Below are 16,566 nucleotides of genomic sequence, written 5' to 3'. Positions count from 1 at the left end.
CTAAGCACTGGTCTGTAAAATTTGATATGGGTTATTGGACAGGTGCTCCGGAATATTGCCACGCTCGCAGCGGCCAATTTCAAGATTAAGTCCGAGGCTGTCAAATCGCTTTTTAAGCAAAGGAAGGTGCTCTAGTACTTTGTTTTTTAATTCCTCATTTGAGGTATAACAATCGACGTGGAGCGCTTCATCGTTGACTTTGGTTTTGGTCAACAATTCCCCCAAATCGCCTATCGATAGTTTCATCGTTAGCAGCCATGCCCGCGCTTCACCTTTATCGCTAGTAGCTTCTTGTTCATCAGGCTTTTCACGGCTTATTAATAGCTCGGGTGGGGAGTGATGCTCACTTTGTCTGAAAGGTAGTACGTAGTAAAAGTTTTCTTGACCTTGTAAGGTACGTTCAGCATTTTGCAGTTTTTGCTTTGAGTGCTGGTTGATCAGGTCGCCTAAAAGTTTTACAAGATTGTGCTTTTGTTCAAGCTGAGACAGATCTTTCAGGCCTGCACTTCCGGATTTTTGCTGCGCAGGACTTTTTACAGGCGCCGATATTAACTGACTCAAGGTTGAGGAAATTTTCTCATTGAGATCGCTATTCGTTCTGTTCAGTCGAGCTGCGAGGGAAACCTGTAACAGGTTGATCAGTCCTGCAACCATACCTCCGCTAGGTGCTGAAACCAGACTCAAAGGGGTAACAGGTAAGGCTGGAGTTTGGAGTAAGTGCTTTATACTAGTCGGCTCTGGCAGCGATGAGACATTTTTATCAACGTTTGGCACAGCAACCATGTTATTGATATGAGATTTCAGACCTTCAGCTATATTTGGGCTTTTATTGATTTCCCCGATGGCGCTGATTAAGTTCTTGAGGTCTGCCTCACCTGATTTATTAGTATGCTCCACTAAAGTCCTCATTGCTTGGAAGACCTCATTGACTTTTGTTGGGCCCTGAACAGAAGTCAGTGGACTATTAGTTTTACTGTTGTCCGTGTTGAGCAGCTTTTCAATGTTGTTGAAAATGGTTTTCTGTAATTCATTGCTACCGCCAGCGCCAAGTGCTTTCAGGGTTTGAAGAATTTGCTGGGCTGAATTACTTAACTTGGTTTTGATCTCCAGTGGTGACTGATTAGTGCCATGGTTTGTCGTTTGACCTTGAATCTCATTGGTATCTCGACTTTTTGCCTGTCCCTGTGCTTGGTTGGCATCACGGTTTGCTATTTGGCTTTTTACCTCGTGAGTATCGGGATTTTTTATCTGTCTCTGTATTTGCTTGTCATCAGAGTTTGATACTTGATCCGGTAGCTGGTTGGCAATTCTGTTCGTTGCCTGAAGCAAGGCTTTTTGCTCGCTAATCTTAATTTCTGCGATGGGGGCCTTAATCTTCAACTCACTAAATTGCTTTTGACTATCAATGATTGTTTTATCAATATCGGGAGAAACATCAGGTGTTTTATTCAACGGAATTTTATAGGTGACATTATTGGACTGTTGAACATCAGTAGCGGGGGCGTTGCGCTTTTGCACCGACGTATCACTTAGTTGTTTGCCAGTGTTACTGTTTTTAAACTGATCTGATAACTCAGGTTTTTGTTGTAAGGCCTGTAATTCAGCACTTTGTTTGTTGGATAGAGGAATGGACACAATTGGCTTACTACCAAAATCCAGGTGTGCCACAAGCCTGTCGTGGTTCCCTTTAAATTGTACTCGTTCAAACTTTATCGGTATCTGGCTGTCAGTTATTTGATTGAGTAATGAGCGGACTTTTTGTTGCCCACTATCCGTCAGCTCTATCTTGTTGTTGGTTGGGAGTTTTTGTAAAAGCTTTTGTGTTTCTGGCGCGGGCAATCTCACCGTTTCTTGCTTATTTGGGACTGTAATTTTAGATTCCCAGCCTAAAGTACCACTGTTCAACTCGAGTTTTAATACTTGTCCAGGTTGATATTCACGGGGGTTTTTAACGGCAAGGTGCAGTATTTGACCGTTCACGTTGACTTGTATGCCATTAGCTTGGGTGGATAATACTGTGCCCTTTAGTGCGGGCATTGGCGCCAGACTGCCGGGATTCCTCAGTATGGTTTGAATAACTTGATCAGATTGTTGCGGTGTTAATGCCAGTCGTTGTTGCGTGTATTTGGCATTAATGTCGAGCAAGTTTGCCGATGATTCAGGATTTATCGTAAACGAAACTGCTTTACCTGTTTCCAGTGAAGCAGGTATCTTTGCCGCCGGTACACTGAACTTGCCCGAAGGTAAATTCAAGGTGAGTTGAGCGTTAGTGCTGGCTATTACCGTTGCTGTTGTTCCTACATTAGTAATGGTTTTGAATGCGTTATTGCTGGTGGCATTCGCAATATTACTGGATGCAGTTAACTGACTTGAAGCGATATTGCCTGATGGTGGAACATTACTCATAGTCTTAGTGTATCGGCATATTGGGCCGCAGGTAAAATACAAGTTGGTAAATAATTGAAAATAGCAAAGCGTATTTAAAAAAGTAGCTACTGGCCCATACAAATTATTGATGTAGCGTAAAAACAGACTGGGTTTATGTGGTATATTCTGACGCGAATTATCAGGAGCCGTATAGCGTGGATTGTTTGTCAGCTTCCCAACTGTGTTGCATAAAGCAGGATCGGGAGCTTTTTGAAGGTTTGTCATTGCAAGTAAGTGCTGGAGAGGCACTGCATGTTGTTGGAGATAACGGAGCCGGTAAAACCAGTTTATTGCGTATTTTAGCTGGCCTGTCTCAGCCGCAGCGCGGCTCTGTTGTTTGGAACCAGGTTGATATTTCAGAGCAGCCAGAGTTGTATAACACTGCTGTGTTGTATTTGGGGCACAAACTCGCACTTAATGGGCATTTGACTGCGAGAGAAAATTTAAAGTTCTGGTGTGGTTTACATCAGATTGAAGCAGATACCGATTTTTATGTTTTGCTGGCCCATTTGGGACTCACCGGGTTAGAGGATGTGCCGGTAGTCAATCTGTCTGCCGGGCAGCAGCGGCGTGTGAGTTTATGTCGAATTTGGTTAAAGCAAGCGAAATTGTTAATCCTGGATGAACCTTTCAACGCCTTGGACGTAGATTCCAGGGCATTATTGGAGAACAAGTTACAACAACATGTGGACGGTGGTGGATTACTTATTCTGACGTCTCACTGGCAGTTGCCAGAGGTATTCCACACAAGAGAGCTTAGGTTGGAGTACAATATTTAGTGTTGGCGATAAAAGCAATTTTTAAAAAAGAGTTCACCCTTATCGCCAGAGGCAGTGCTGAAATGATGATGCCGCTGCTGTTTAGCGTTATCGTCGTTAGCTTGTTTCCGCTAGGAGTAGGTCCGGGACCGGATACCTTGCAACTAATTGGCCCGGGAGTGATTTGGGTGGCTGCGTTGCTAAGCGCTTTACTGGGGCTTGAACACCTCTTTCGAGACGATTTCCAAGACGGTAGCCTCGAACAATATCTGCTTTCACCTGCCAGTTTGACGCTAATGATTACGGTAAAGGTATTGTGCCATTGGCTGTTTGTTATTGTGCCGCTCATTGTTATTTCACCGCTTTTGGCTCTGTTTCTGAATTTAACTTTGAACATGTATTGGGCTTTACTGGCAACTTTGCTGCTTGGAACCCCGTTATTGAGTCTGGTAGGGGCTATCGCCGTGGCGTTGACCCTCTCAGTTAATAAGGGAGGAGTGCTATTGGCTGTGCTGCTACTCCCGGTTTTTATTCCATTGCTGATTTTTGCCACCGCGGCTATTAACAATGCCGCATTGCAATTGACCTGGTATGGGCAATTGGGCATCATCGGCGCGATGTTAATATTCGCTGTGGCCGTGTGCCCTTATGCGATCAGTTACGCCATTAGAGTGAGTCATCATTAATGTGGAAATGGTTACATCCTTACGCAAAAACGGAAGAAACATACCGTCTCGCCGCTAAATTAGTTCCTTGGTTACTTGGCCTTGGGTTGGCGGGACTTTTGGTGGGAACGGTCTGGGGATTAGTGTTCGCACCTGCAGACTATCAACAAGGTGATGCTTTCAGGATCATCTATTTGCATGTGCCTTCGGCAATCTTGTCTATGGGCTTTTATTCCGGCATGGCGATTTGCGCTTTCATTGGTCTGGTATGGCAAATTCGAACTTGTTACATGGCGATTATGAGTATAGCGCCTGTTGGAGCCTGTTTAACCTTTATCGCTCTATGGACAGGCGCGACGTGGGGTAAACCCATGTGGGGTACATGGTGGGTTTGGGACGCCAGGTTGACCTCCGAGCTTATTTTGCTGTTCCTGTATTTTGGTGTAATTGCCCTATACGCGAGTTTTCAGGATAAGTTACAAGGTGGCAAAGCTGCGGCGGTAATGTCATTGGTTGGGGTGATAAATTTGCCAATCATTCATTTTTCAGTAGAGTGGTGGAACACCCTTCATCAAGGGGCAACGATTACCAAGTTCGCCAAGCCTTCAATGGCCACTGAAATGCTCTGGCCGTTATTGTTAAACATTTTGGCACTTGCTGTATTTTGTGCCGGCATTGTGTGTATTCGCTTGAAAAATGAAATCTTCTTGCGTGAAATCCGACGTCCTTGGGTTATCAAGATGGTCAAAAAGGCAGGGGAGGCTTAAACGTGCAATTTTCAAGTTTTGCCGAGTTTTTTGCAATGGGCGGCTATGGCTTTTATGTATGGCTCGCTTTTGGCGTCTCTTTTCTGGCACTGTTTGGCCTGCTGTGGGCAAGTCGGTGGCAAGAAAAGCACTTGTTTCAAGTGGCAGACAAAGAATTGAAACGAGTTGCTCGGGTAAAAGCAGCTCGCAAAAATAAACAAGCCAAAACGTCAGATTTGGCAACTGATTAATAACCATTAAGTAGTGGGAGCAAACAGGACATCATGAACCCCAGACGAAGAGGTCGTTTATTGGCCGTCAGTGGCGCGGTTTTACTTATCGGATTCGCAGTGAGTTTAATGCTGTATTCGCTTAATCAAAACATTGACTTGTTCTATACCCCAAGCGAGATCATAAATGGTAAAAACGGCACTAAACCCGTTACCGGACAACGTCTGCGCATCGGTGGAATGGTTGTGGAAGGCTCTGTTGAGCACGATCAGAAAGAGTTAGCCGTCAGGTTCGACTTAGTGGATACAGGTCCTGTTGTGAGTGTTGTGTACAAAGGCTTGTTACCTGATTTGTTCCGGGAGGGACAGGGCATTGTGGCAACTGGAAAATTGATTGATGCAAACACCATAATGGCTGACGAAGTGCTGGCCAAACACGACGAAGAGTACATGCCTCCGGAGCTTGCTGAAGCTATGAAAGGGATCAGGCACGAAAAGCCGAAACAGATCTATTCGGCTGGAGATGATAGCGAATGATTGTTGAATTAGGTCAGGTAGCATTAGCACTGGCGCTATTGGCGTCGATGCTTCTGGCAATTTATCCTCTTTGGGGGAGTGTGCGAGCAGAGCAAAAATTACTGTTGATGGCTAAACCGCTGGCATTCGCCATGTTTTTGTTTACCCTGTTTGCCTACGCGGCGCTCACTCACGCGTTTGTTACAGATGACTTCACCGTTAAGTATGTCGCGAATCACTCCAACAGCATGCTACCCATCTATTACAAGTACACTGCAGTATGGGGAGGGCATGAGGGTTCGTTATTGCTTTGGTCATTAATGCTGTCAGGTTGGACGTGTGCCGTGGCGATTTTTAGTCGCGGTGTGCCCTTGATTATGGTGGCCAGAGTGCTGGGGGTACTGGGTATTGTATCCACCGGTTTTTACCTGTTCATGATCCTGTCATCAAATCCGTTTGAGTCGTTATTGCCTTATTTTCCCATAGACGGTCGGGATTTAAACCCGTTACTACAAGACTTTGGCATGATTATTCATCCGCCAATGCTTTACATGGGATATGTGGGATTTTCTGTGGCGTTTGCTTTTGCTATAGCCGCTTTGCTAGCTGGAAAGTTAGATTCTACCTGGGCCCGCTGGGCCAGACCCTGGGCATTATCAGCATGGGCGTTTTTGACTTTAGGTATCGCATTAGGGAGCTGGTGGGCCTATTACGAGCTAGGTTGGGGCGGCTGGTGGTTTTGGGACCCGGTGGAAAATGCATCGTTTATGCCTTGGCTTGCAGGCACTGCCCTGATCCATTCTCTTGCGGTTACGGAAAAGCGCAAAGTCTTTAAGTCGTGGACCGTACTACTGGCTATTTCCGCATTCACATTAAGTTGGCTAGGGACGTTCCTGGTGCGCTCGGGAATTATTGTTTCTGTCCATGCTTTTGCCAGTGATCCTGAACGAGGCTTGTTTATTTTAGGGTTGTTAGTGTTGGTTATTGGTGCGTCTTTAACCTTATACGCGGTGCGCAGCTCCAAACTGAAAAGCAACGCCAGATACGAATTAGTATCCCGTGAAATGATGCTGATCGGCAACAATGTGTTTTTAACCGCAGCCACTATTGTCGTTCTGCTAGGCACCTTGTTACCTTTAATACACAAAGAGTTAGGCATGGGCTCCATCTCAGTGGGCGAACCCTTTTTCAATCAAATGTTTACCTGGTTGATAGTGCCTTTCGTGGTACTGCTGGCGCTTGGTCCTATGAGTCGCTGGAAACGTCAACCTTTAGCTGATTTAAGTATGCAAATGATCTGGGCGGTGGGACTTGGAGCCCTGATGACCGCATTATTGTTAACGGGGTTCAAAGCGTTTCCAATGTTGGCAATTTTGGGCGTGTTTTTGTCTTTCGTAATTTTGATCACCACAGTGCAAGAAGTTTTATTGCGCACCGGGAATCAGCTGAATGTCAATTCGCTAAAAATGTTAAGTCGTAGTCACTGGGGTATGGTATTAGGCCATGTGGGTTTTGCTGTGTGTTTAATGGGGATTACCGTTACCAGCAACTTTAGTGAGGAGCGCGAAGTAAGACTAATGCCCGGACAGAGTATAACGTTACGTGGTTATGAGTTCCGCTTTGATGAGGTAACCCATATCGAGGGGCCTAATTATACAGCCGATGGTGGTGTGGTCTCTATCTATGATGAGGGAGATTTTGTCAGCCAATTGATTGCTGAAAAACGATTCTACCCAGTGCAGCGCACAGTGATGACTGAAGCGGGGATCGATACCAGTTTACTGCGTGACTTATTTGTGGCGCTAGGAGAAGAGTTCCCTGATGGCGCCTGGGGATTGCGAGTTTATGTTAAACCCTTTGTTGTCTGGATTTGGTTGGGTGCCGGGATAATGGCATTTGGGGCATTGCTGTCGATTATGGACAAGCGGTATCGATTAGCAAAAGTTAAACAAGCTAAAAGACCCGGCAAAAATAAAGCTGTCTCAATGAAAACTGTGCAGGAGGGCCAACATGGCTAAAAAGTACCTGTTGCTGTTTTTGCCGTTGTTGCTGTTTTTATCACTAACAGTGTTTCTACTAAAGGGGTTGTTTTCAGAACCTCGATACGAGGTTTCCAGCCGGGTTGATAAAAGCCTGCCGGCATTCAACTTACCGGATGTTATGGATGAAAATAAGTTTTACTCTGTGCAGGACTTTAAAGGCGAAGTAACGCTCCTGAATGTCTGGGGGACCTGGTGTGTCACCTGTGCTGTGGAGCTACCTTATTTAACTTCGCTCAAAGAAGAAGGGGTTAGAGTTGTCGGCCTCTACATTGAACAAGATCTCGATCCTGACTTCGGCGCTAAAGCATTGCCTCAAATCAGAAGCGAAATAACGTCGATGTTGGCTCGTCTTGGCAACCCTTATGTCTTTAATATTTTTGATGAAACGCGTGATTATTCCATGGATTTGGGGGTGACGGGCGCGCCAGAGACTTTCTTAGTAGACCGCCATGGGACAGTGCTATTGCATCATGTCGGTGATTTAAATGAGCGCGTCTGGGAAGCGAAATTTAAATCTTTGTACCAGCGAGCTTTACAGGTGGACAGCAATGATTAGAACTCGCTTTTTTATTTTGTGTTTTATGGTTTTTTCTTGCCTGGCAAGCGCAGAAGAAAAGTATGAATTTGAAACCGAGCAGCAACGTGCTGATTTTATGTTGCTCAGCAAAGAGCTGAGATGCCCGAAATGTCAAAACCAAAATATTGCCGATTCCAACGCACTCATCGCTAATGATATGAAGCGCAAAGTACATCAGCTGTTATTAGAAGGTAACTCACCAGAGGAAGTTGTGGCTTTTATGAAGGCTCGTTATGGGGAATTCGTGCATTATCAACCTCCGATGACTCCTCTGACGTTCTGGTTGTATTTTGGTCCGGTGTTATTCGTAGTGCTTTGTTTTGCTTACTTCGTAATGAGTCGCCGTTCAGCAGTGAATATGACTCCTGAAAGTAAAGAACAGGAGGAGGATTCACAAAGGTTGAACAAGCTCAAGCAGGCAGAAACTGCGCTTAAGGATATTTCATGACTGTATTTATTGTGTTTGCGGTAGCACTGATCGTTGTTTTTTTGGGATTTGTTTTCATGCCGTTCTGGTTCGCTAAAAGAACGCAAAATGATACTGGTATAAGCAATCCCGAAGTAGTAAAGCAAAGATTATCTGAGCTTGAAGTTGAAAAGCGAGAGGCCCTGCTGTCGATATCAGATTTTGAAGAGGCCGTTGTAGAGACAAAACTCAGCCTGGCCGACGAGTTAGAAAGCGATGACGAGGATCCGCGAGCTGCCAATCAAAAAACTTCAAAGTGGTTGTTATTTGCAACGGCCATTTTACCTATTGTTGCTGCTGTCTGGGTGTATGCAGATATCAATCAAGTGGAAGAGTTAAAGCAGTGGCAACGAGTGCAGAACGCATTGCCAGAATTGGGTCAAAAGATAGTAGTGCAAGCCAATAACCAAGTATCTCGGGAGGAGTTAGCTGAGTTTGCATTGGCTTTGCGAACCAAGTTACACACTCAAAAAGAAGACGCCGTTGGCTGGCTATTATTAGGTCGAGTGCTAACCACATTGACTGATATGCAGGGAGCCATAGCTGCTTTTGACAAGTCACTAGAAATAGAGCCAGAGCGGCCAGGAACTCTGTTCAGTTATGCTCAAGCTCTCTTGTTGACAAGTGACTCGGATAATATTGTCAGAGCGCAACGAGTACTGGAGCAGCTTGAGCAAATTACCCCGCAGGACAATAACGTCGCAGGTCTTCTCGCTGTTGCCTATACCCGCAATAATGCACCAGAAAAGGCTATTGCAATCTGGCAAAGACTGCAATCGAGCGTTGCCCCAGATGATCCGATGTATAATACAATTCAACAGCAACTGGCTGCTTTGCAAACTGGTGGCAGTATCACGGAGAGTAGCGCTGATGATGGAACTGAATTGAGGGTTTCAGTGTCGATTGCGCCTGAATTGCAAGTGAATTTAGATGCTATGGGCTTTTTGTTTGTTTTTGTGCAGGACGCTGATAGTGAAAACAGAATGCCAGTAGCAGTTAAAAAAATCCCCCTCACTCATAAAACTCAGAAAGAAGCTATTTCGGTGGTACTGAGTAATCAAAATGCTATGCTGCAAGATTTCAACTTGTCCAAAATCGTCAATGGACGTTTAATTGCACGCTTGTCTAAAGATGAGAATGTTGCGTCCGCATCTGGTGAATTCCAGGGAGAAATGCTTGTGCCTATCCAGCATGGACAAAGCAAAAACTATAGCTTAAAAATTGATGAGGAATTGATGTGAATATCAAATTAATCACTGGGTTGTTTTTTAGCCTGCTTCTATCTGCTTGTGCTTCAAATCGCCAAGTTGACGAGCAGGTGCAAGAACACAATGATCCACTGGAATCAGTAAACCGCAGTGTCTGGGAATTCAACTGGGAAGTGCTGGATCAACACGTACTGAGACCTGTAACCGTTGCTTACGTGGATTACACCCCTGAAGTTGTCAGAGATGGCTTGCATAATGCTGCCAGAAATCTGGATGAGCCAGCTAACCTGTTGAACAATTTGTTGCAGGGTAAAGTGAATGACTCTTTTGTCAGCTTGGGACGTTTTGCCATCAATTCTACCTTTGGCATCTTTGGCGTGTTTGATTTTGCCAGTGATATGGGACTGGAGCGCAAACGAGAAGACTTTGGCCAAACTCTAGGTAAGGCTGGAGCCGGAACTGGGGCTTATTTAATGTTACCGGGCTTGGGTCCAAGTGATGTGCGCTCTTTTACTGGTGATGTAGTAGATTCATCCTATTGGCCTGTTGCCGATCTGAATATCTATTTTGCTGTGTTCTCCAGAGCCATAAAAGCGTTGGAGGGAAGAGCTTCATTGATGGCGCAAGAGCAGTTGATTTACGATTCTTTGGATAGCTATACCTTTGTTAAAGATGTTTATTTTCAGGATTTGGCTCACAAGGTGACTGATGGCAAAGTTGAAGAGCCAGAAATGACGGAAGAAGATGCCGAGCTCGACGCCTTGCTGGAAGAATTCTAATTATTTAATAGTTATGAGCCGCAACGTTTACTTAAGGTACTTGCGGCTCATATTAAATTGGATGGGACGAACAATTAAGGGGTAAATAAGAACAACCAAGGCTGCCCAACCTAACACCGTCCAATCCTCGCCACTACGCAATAACAGCGCAAAAACAGGTACTAATACCAATAATTTAAGTAGATTCAGTAACAAACGCTCAGGTGGTGTCAGTTTTTGATTTGCCTCTTGTAAAGCACGTAATCGCTCTTCCAAAGATAAATTGGCGAGCTCGGGGATAGAGCGGTGAGTGAAATAAAACTTCATTGTATATACCAGCTAAAAAGACCGCTGCAGGATATCAAAAAAAGTGTTGAAATACCTGTTTCAATTCGTCTCGGACTTTAATTCGGTGGGTTTACATTTATATAACATTTAGTAATACAGCCTTGAGTTAAGGCTTGGCATCTTGTATAAAGCCGGGTTGCAGCCGCGCACATAGATGTATTACTTTGCGGTTCAATAAATAAATCTACAACAATAACTAATAAATCCTAACAGGCAGAAATTAAGAATGAGTGAACCTATCCTCGACGCTTCATCTCCCCAACAAAAGCCGAAAGAGTTCTTTGGCCATCCCGCAGGTCTTAAGACATTGTTTTTAACTGAAATGTGGGAACGCATGAGTTATTACGGCATGCGGATGTTGTTGGTGCTCTACATGACCGCAGCGCTGCAAGAAGGTGGCTTAGGAATTACGGTGGCAGCAGCTACAGCGATTTACGGTCTTTACACCGGTGCTGTATATTTTATGGGCTTACCCGGTGGTTGGTTAGCAGACCGATTGTTAGGAGGGCAAAAAGCGGTATTGTTGGGTGCCTGGATTATCATGGCAGGGCATATAGTGCTTGCTATTCCAAGTGACCATACCTTTTTCATGGGATTGGTATTAGTGGTCTTAGGAACAGGATTACTTAAGCCAAATATTGGTGCCCTGGTAGGTATGTTATACAGTGCTAAAGATCGCAGACGAGATGCTGGCTATACGCTTTATTACATGGGGATCAATATCGGCTCCGTTATCGGTTATATGGTGTGCGGTTGGTTGCAAGTTGAGTATGGCTACCACTACGCCTTTGGTGCAGCCGCGGTCGGCATGGGATTAGGTATTTTCCAATTTATCAAAACCTCTACTATTTTGGATGGCGCTGGTGCGGTTCCGCTTGAGCCACTTTCTGCTAAAGGGCGTAAAATGGCCTATACCAGTATCGTGGCTTTTCTTGGTTTGTTGGTTGCGACCATGGTGGCACTGATGACTGGCGCTTTGACAATTGATCCTGTCGCTTTGGCGCAAAATGTTGTGACCATCATTACCATTGTATTTCTCTCTTATTTTGGCTTTATCTTTTTTACCGGCAATCTTAATGGCAACGAAAAACGCAGCCTTGGTGCTTTGTTTTTAGTGTGTATCGCGTCTATCTGCTTCTGGGCTGGATTTGAGCAGGCGGGTTCTTCACTAAATCTTTTCGCTCGTGATTATACAGACAGAATGGTGGGAACATTTGAGATCCCCACTGGCTGGATGCAGTCGTTGAACTCGCTTTTCATCATTACCCTGTCTCCTTTTGTGGCTGCGCTGTGGATAAATCTGGCGAAAAGAATGATTACGCCCTCATATGGTGTTAAATGCGCCTTGGGTTTAATTATTATGGCGACTGGCTTTATCGTGATGTTCTTTGCGGCACAATTGGCCGCATCTGGTTTAAAAGTTGCTCCTTACTGGTTGGTGGCTACTTACTTCCTCCATACTGTCGGCGAGCTATGCCTCAGCCCGGTTGCCTTGAGCGCGGTGAGCAAACTATCGCCTAAGCGTTTCGCTGGCCAAATGATGGGGGTTTTTGTTTTAACTTATTCCATAGGTAGTGTTGTGGCGGGTTTGTTAGCCGGTAATTTTGACCCTGAAAAAGTCGCTGAAATGCCTAATCTGTATCTACAAATTAGCCTTTTTAGCATTGCAATTGGAATAGTCATCTTCCTTCTGACGTTTAAGACTAATAAGTGGGAAAAGCTGGCAGAAAAATAACCCAATTTAGGTGGTTATTGTGAAAGGCTTCCACAGGAAGCCTTTTTTGTTGCTTTGAAAACAAATTGTAGAGATTTTTCAACAGAAATTGAGGTAGAATGCGCGTTGCTTTAGGCGATGTCATAATTACGTCAAATTGCGCGGTTAATAAGTGGTACACACCGATAATTAAGAACAGGACTGGATTCGGACTCACATGCTGGAAAAAAGAGTATTATCGATATTTCTCATGTTGCTCGTTTGGGCAACTACATTTGCTGTCAATGCTCAGCTCTCTCAGGCCCCTACGGCTCAACAATTAGAGCAGTTTAAACGTTTACCGCCACAACAACAGAGAGTTTTAGCGAAGCAGCTGGGCATGGACTATAATGTCATTCGGCAGTATATTGGCAATTCGGGCAACGCTAATCAACCTGCTATAGATAGCTCAGATTCCACTGTTTTTCCAAGGGGAACAGAGTTTGATCAGTTAGGAAATCCTGTTAGCTATGAAGATCCAATAGCCAAATTTCTGCAAATAGAAAATCAAGAATTAAAACCCTACGGCTATGACCTGTTTTCGGGTAGTCCCTCAACATTTGCGCCCGCCACTGATTCACCTGTACCGGCCAATTATATATTAGGAGTAGGAGATACCCTTGATATACAAATCTATGGCAAGGAAAATCAAAACTACACATTACAAGTGGATCGCGAAGGGTTAGTCGTTATCCCTTCCATGAAACCGCTAAAAATAGCGGGGCTAACTTTTAGCGAAGCAAAAAAGTTCATTTCCTCTGAAATTTCCAAGTTTTTAATTGGTGTAGAATCACATGTGAGCATGGGACAGCTGCGTAGTATGAGGATTTTCGTCCTGGGTGAAGCCTATACTCCAGGAGCATATACAGTCAGTTCTTTGACTACGATTACTCAGGCGTTGTTTTTAAGTGGTGGCGTCTCCGACATTGCATCGTTGCGGAATATTCAGTTGAAACGCGCGGGAAAAACAATTTCAACATTGGATATCTACGATTTATTGACTAGCGGTAATACTGAAGATGACGCTTTATTGCAGCCAGGAGATGTGGTTTTTATTCCTACAGTAGAATCATCTGTAACGATAAAAGGGCATGTCCGGCGTCCTGCGATTTATGAGCTAAAAAACAATACTTCCTTTGCTGATGTGATACAGCTCGCTGGGGGCTTCGCATCTGATGCTTATCGAGGCGCACTTAATGTTCAGCGTTTCTCCAGTGGAGCAGTAACACAGCTGACTATCCAATCCGAGGATATGAACAAACCCGTTGAAAGTGGAGACGTTATTGATGTATCCGGTGTTTCTGACAGTCTGGATAGTGCCGTTACGCTAGTGGGAGCCGTGGCAAGACCAGGGCCAGTGCAATGGTACCAAGGGATAAAACTGAGCAATTTAATTAGTAATCGCAAAAAAGATTTGTTAGCGGAAGTAGATTTAGATTATGCACTTGTCCTGAAAGATTATCAGACTGGTGAGAATCTTCAGATCAAGCAATTTAGACCTGTAAGATTGTTGGCGGGTGATACTGAGCATGACTTTGAGCTGGACAAAGAGGATATTATTGTATTCTTCTCACAAGTTGAATCCACAGGGCTTGGCGGAGAAGACATACAATCACTTGCACTGACAAAATCAGGTCTGCAGGAAAAAGAAAAACAGGCATGGAAAGAGCGGATAGAAGAGCGTTTGTTTTGGCAACAAATTGGTTTTGATTACAGTTCATCTGAAGCCATTGATAGCGATAATAGAATAACACCAAATGGAAATTCGGGTCAGAGCGGACCGTTGATAAAGCTGACTCAGCTTGAAGTAGAAAACCTCGGAAAACTGCGTGATGCTACGGCGTTCTCCAGAACTCGATTGCTGGCGCCAATTATAGAAAAATTGCGTGTTCATGCATCTTTTGAGCGTCCATTGCGAGTGGTCGAAATTTCAGGTTCGGTTCAATATCCCGGGCTGTACCCACTTCCTGACAACGGTAGTCTGAGAGACGTGTTCTTAGCCGCAGGAGGGCTGTCGGAGTCAGCCTTTTCACAGCTTTCTGAAATAACCCGTTACTCACAATCCGTCGGTGGCGATTTAAGTGTGAAAAATATTCAGTTTAGCCCTCGAAGTGTGGTTGCAGGCGAAAAAGTTATCACGCTTGAAAGCCGAGACAGAATCAATGTGTTCAGGAACCCCGAATGGCAAGAGCAGCTCAAAGTAGAACTTCGCGGTGAAGTTACATTCCCGGGAACTTACACTATCAGCCGGGGAGAAACACTCTACAGTGTATTGCAAAGAGCGGGAGGTCTCACCGAGTTTGCTGATCCCAATGCTTCAGTTTTCCTGAGGCGGTCATTACGTCAACAAGAAGCCGAGAATTTGAGAAAGCTCACACAGGACTTGCGTAAAGAGATCGCTTCTGAAGGTCTTCGAAAAGACAGTAGCGCTGGATCACTGGTGAGCTATTCTGAAATACAAAAATTACTCAGAGACCTGACAGACGTAAAACCTCTTGGACGTCTTGTTATCGATCTACCCGGGCTGATTGCGCGACAGGAAAATGACCTGACACTTGAAGACAAAGATATGTTAGTCGTGCCCGGTGTAAACAATACCATCAATGTTATTGGTGAAGTGTATGTGCCGACTAGCCATTTATTTAAACCCGGTTTGCCTTACGAAGAGTACGTTAGCCTGAGCGGTGGTTTTAAGGGGTTTGCAGATGAAGAGAGGACTTATATCATTAAAGCAAACGGCTCAGTTGTTGTGCCCAAACGAGGGGGGTTCTGGTATCAGAGCAACAGCGAAAGTGATTTCAATGTTCAACCCGGAGATACGATTGTTGTGCCCTTTGATAGTACTCATGTGGATAACTTAACTTTGTGGACTAGCGCTTCGCAGATTATGTATCAGTTCGCTGTCACTATAGCCGCTGTTGGCAGTTTATAGGGGACTGACATGATTTCTATTACAACTTTATTAGCTTTACTTTTGGCTTCGATTGCTTGTTATACAGCAATAAGGGTGGTTAAGCCCTTTGCCCTCAAGGTGGGGCTTGTTGATATCCCTAATCACAGAAAAATTCATTCAGGTGAAGTCCCTCTTGTTGGTGGAATTGCAGTCTATCTTGGGGTGCTTACTGCTAGCTCGATTTTGTTACCCGAAGGTCAAATCGTAAACATCTATTTGATTTCGTCCGGTCTGATTGTGCTTTTGGGGGCGTTGGACGACTATAAGGATTTATCAGTAGGCGTGAGAATAATCGCCCAAGTTCTTATTGCTTCGTTAATGGTGTATGGCGCTGGACTGCATCTGTCAGATTTTGGCAATATTTTGTTTGGGCTTAATACGAATTTAGGCTGGTTTGGCTACCCAATGACTATTTTAGCCACCATTGCTGCAATCAATGCGTTTAATATGACCGATGGTATTGACGGATTAGCAGGGATGTTGAGCTTGGTAGCGTTCACTGGCATTGCAGTACTGATGATGTTTGGCGGCCAACCTCTGTTTATTTTACCTTTGATTTTGTCGGCGTCGATCGTCCCATTTTTATTTTTTAATTTGGGACTTGTGGGTGGTAAAGCAAAGAAGATATTTATGGGAGATGCCGGCAGTATGTTTGTCGGGCTAAGTATTGTCTGGTTGTTAGTTATCGGTAGCCAAGGTCAGGAGGCTTCATTCAGGCCCGTTACAGCGCTATGGTTAATCGCTATTCCGTTTCTTGATATGTGTGCCATCACTATTCGGCGCATCATTAAAAAGCGCTCTCCTTTCCAACCCGATAAAGAGCATGTGCACCATATCGTTATGCGGTTAGGTTTGTCTGCAAAATCGGCGCTGATGTTGATCACATTTGCTTCCCTGTTATTTGCTGCATTTGGATTGTGTGGTGAATACTATCAGTGGCCTGAGAGTTTTATGTTTGCGATGTTTATGTTGGTTTTTGTTGTGTATTTTTATGCCCTTAAACACGCATGGAAAGTAAGCAAGTTTATCCGAAAACTCCTGTCTAATAAGCTTTCCGTCAATTAAATAAATTTATTCAGTTGTCGTTAATTATTGCACTTTAAGATGGGGCGCAATCTT

At 44.5% G+C, this 16,566-nt stretch carries 15 protein-coding genes; 13 read left to right on the top strand and 2 right to left on the bottom strand.

Annotation, left to right across the window (positions count from 1 at the left end; genetic code table 11):
- Complete coding sequence (locus tag AABA75_RS16360; RefSeq protein WP_338293808.1) at positions 1-2,406, bottom strand: hypothetical protein; 2,406 nt, start codon at positions 2,404-2,406, stop codon at positions 1-3.
- Between the two features lie 137 nt (positions 2,407-2,543).
- Here AABA75_RS16360 and ccmA point away from each other — a divergent pair, with 137 nt between their 5' ends.
- From ccmA to AABA75_RS16310, 10 genes are read left to right on the top strand one after another with little or no spacing between them, the layout of a single operon-like run.
- Positions 2,544-3,206 (top strand): cytochrome c biogenesis heme-transporting ATPase CcmA, encoded by a 663-nt coding sequence (gene ccmA, locus AABA75_RS16355; protein WP_338293807.1) that lies wholly within the window; start codon positions 2,544-2,546, stop codon positions 3,204-3,206.
- Positions 3,206-3,871 carry a heme exporter protein CcmB gene (gene ccmB / locus AABA75_RS16350; RefSeq protein ID WP_338293805.1) on the top strand — a complete coding sequence of 222 codons (666 nt, stop codon included), beginning with the start codon at positions 3,206-3,208 and terminating at the stop codon, positions 3,869-3,871. Before ccmA ends, ccmB begins: the two co-directional genes overlap by 1 nt.
- On the top strand, positions 3,871-4,617 hold the full coding sequence (locus AABA75_RS16345; protein ID WP_338293803.1) for a heme ABC transporter permease: 747 nt from the start codon (positions 3,871-3,873) through the stop codon (positions 4,615-4,617). Before ccmB ends, AABA75_RS16345 begins: the two co-directional genes overlap by 1 nt.
- Positions 4,618-4,619: 2 nt before the next feature.
- The gene (gene ccmD, locus AABA75_RS16340; protein ID WP_338293802.1) at positions 4,620-4,847 is read left to right on the top strand and encodes a heme exporter protein CcmD; all 228 of its coding nucleotides are present in this window, start codon (positions 4,620-4,622) and stop codon (positions 4,845-4,847) included.
- 33 nt (positions 4,848-4,880) lie between these two features.
- Positions 4,881-5,363, top strand: a complete 483-nt coding sequence (gene ccmE, locus AABA75_RS16335) for a cytochrome c maturation protein CcmE (protein ID WP_338293801.1) — start codon at positions 4,881-4,883, stop codon at positions 5,361-5,363.
- Complete coding sequence (locus AABA75_RS16330; RefSeq protein WP_338293800.1) at positions 5,360-7,360, top strand: heme lyase CcmF/NrfE family subunit; 2,001 nt, start codon at positions 5,360-5,362, stop codon at positions 7,358-7,360. The genes ccmE and AABA75_RS16330 overlap by 4 nt, the downstream gene beginning before the upstream one ends.
- Entirely contained in the window at positions 7,353-7,940 is a 588-nt protein-coding gene (locus AABA75_RS16325) for a redoxin family protein (RefSeq protein ID WP_338293798.1), read from the top strand. Before AABA75_RS16330 ends, AABA75_RS16325 begins: the two co-directional genes overlap by 8 nt.
- Entirely contained in the window at positions 7,933-8,409 is a 477-nt protein-coding gene (locus AABA75_RS16320; RefSeq protein WP_338293796.1) for a cytochrome c-type biogenesis protein, read from the top strand. The genes AABA75_RS16325 and AABA75_RS16320 overlap by 8 nt, the downstream gene beginning before the upstream one ends.
- Positions 8,406-9,668: a c-type cytochrome biogenesis protein CcmI gene (ccmI, locus tag AABA75_RS16315; RefSeq protein ID WP_338293795.1), complete on the top strand. Its 1,263-nt coding sequence runs from the start codon at positions 8,406-8,408 to the stop codon at positions 9,666-9,668. The genes AABA75_RS16320 and ccmI overlap by 4 nt, the downstream gene beginning before the upstream one ends.
- A complete protein-coding gene (locus AABA75_RS16310) occupies positions 9,665-10,414 on the top strand; it encodes an MlaA family lipoprotein (protein ID WP_338293794.1) in 750 nt (249 codons plus the stop codon). Before ccmI ends, AABA75_RS16310 begins: the two co-directional genes overlap by 4 nt.
- Before the next feature lie 27 nt (positions 10,415-10,441).
- Here AABA75_RS16310 and AABA75_RS16305 read toward each other — a convergent pair whose 3' ends face one another.
- Complete coding sequence (locus AABA75_RS16305) at positions 10,442-10,720, bottom strand: DUF6170 family protein (RefSeq protein ID WP_338293792.1); 279 nt, start codon at positions 10,718-10,720, stop codon at positions 10,442-10,444.
- A gap of 247 nt (positions 10,721-10,967) precedes the next feature.
- On the opposite strand from AABA75_RS16305, the gene AABA75_RS16300 reads away from it, so the two are divergent.
- The 3 genes from AABA75_RS16300 (at position 10,968) to wecA (ending at position 16,512) form a co-directional block, all read left to right on the top strand.
- Positions 10,968-12,476, top strand: coding sequence for a peptide MFS transporter (locus AABA75_RS16300; RefSeq protein WP_338293790.1), 1,509 nt, complete (start codon positions 10,968-10,970; stop codon positions 12,474-12,476).
- A gap of 196 nt (positions 12,477-12,672) precedes the next feature.
- A complete protein-coding gene (locus AABA75_RS16295; RefSeq protein ID WP_338293788.1) occupies positions 12,673-15,426 on the top strand; it encodes an SLBB domain-containing protein in 2,754 nt (917 codons plus the stop codon).
- A 9-nt stretch (positions 15,427-15,435) separates the two neighbouring features.
- Positions 15,436-16,512 (top strand): UDP-N-acetylglucosamine--undecaprenyl-phosphate N-acetylglucosaminephosphotransferase, encoded by a 1,077-nt coding sequence (wecA, locus tag AABA75_RS16290; protein ID WP_338293786.1) that lies wholly within the window; start codon positions 15,436-15,438, stop codon positions 16,510-16,512.
- Positions 16,513-16,566 lie beyond the last annotated feature (54 nt).

This window comes from Planctobacterium marinum (assembly GCF_036322805.1).
Lineage (GTDB): Bacteria > Pseudomonadota > Gammaproteobacteria > Enterobacterales > Alteromonadaceae > Planctobacterium > Planctobacterium marinum_A.
The sequence above is the reverse complement of the archived record's forward strand: the minus strand, read 5'-3'. Positions and strand labels throughout refer to the sequence as shown.

Coding starts and splice junctions, on each gene's coding strand:
- AABA75_RS16360 (WP_338293808.1), bottom strand. CDS start 2,406: ATGAGTAATGTTCCACCATCAGGCAATATCGCTTCAAGTCAGTTAACT.
- AABA75_RS16345 (WP_338293803.1), top strand. CDS start 3,871: ATGTGGAAATGGTTACATCCTTACGCAAAAACGGAAGAAACATACCGT.
- ccmE (WP_338293801.1), top strand. CDS start 4,881: ATGAACCCCAGACGAAGAGGTCGTTTATTGGCCGTCAGTGGCGCGGTT.
- AABA75_RS16330 (WP_338293800.1), top strand. CDS start 5,360: ATGATTGTTGAATTAGGTCAGGTAGCATTAGCACTGGCGCTATTGGCG.
- AABA75_RS16325 (WP_338293798.1), top strand. CDS start 7,353: ATGGCTAAAAAGTACCTGTTGCTGTTTTTGCCGTTGTTGCTGTTTTTA.
- AABA75_RS16320 (WP_338293796.1), top strand. CDS start 7,933: ATGATTAGAACTCGCTTTTTTATTTTGTGTTTTATGGTTTTTTCTTGC.
- ccmI (WP_338293795.1), top strand. CDS start 8,406: ATGACTGTATTTATTGTGTTTGCGGTAGCACTGATCGTTGTTTTTTTG.
- AABA75_RS16305 (WP_338293792.1), bottom strand. CDS start 10,720: ATGAAGTTTTATTTCACTCACCGCTCTATCCCCGAGCTCGCCAATTTA.
- AABA75_RS16300 (WP_338293790.1), top strand. CDS start 10,968: ATGAGTGAACCTATCCTCGACGCTTCATCTCCCCAACAAAAGCCGAAA.
- AABA75_RS16295 (WP_338293788.1), top strand. CDS start 12,673: ATGCTGGAAAAAAGAGTATTATCGATATTTCTCATGTTGCTCGTTTGG.
- wecA (WP_338293786.1), top strand. CDS start 15,436: ATGATTTCTATTACAACTTTATTAGCTTTACTTTTGGCTTCGATTGCT.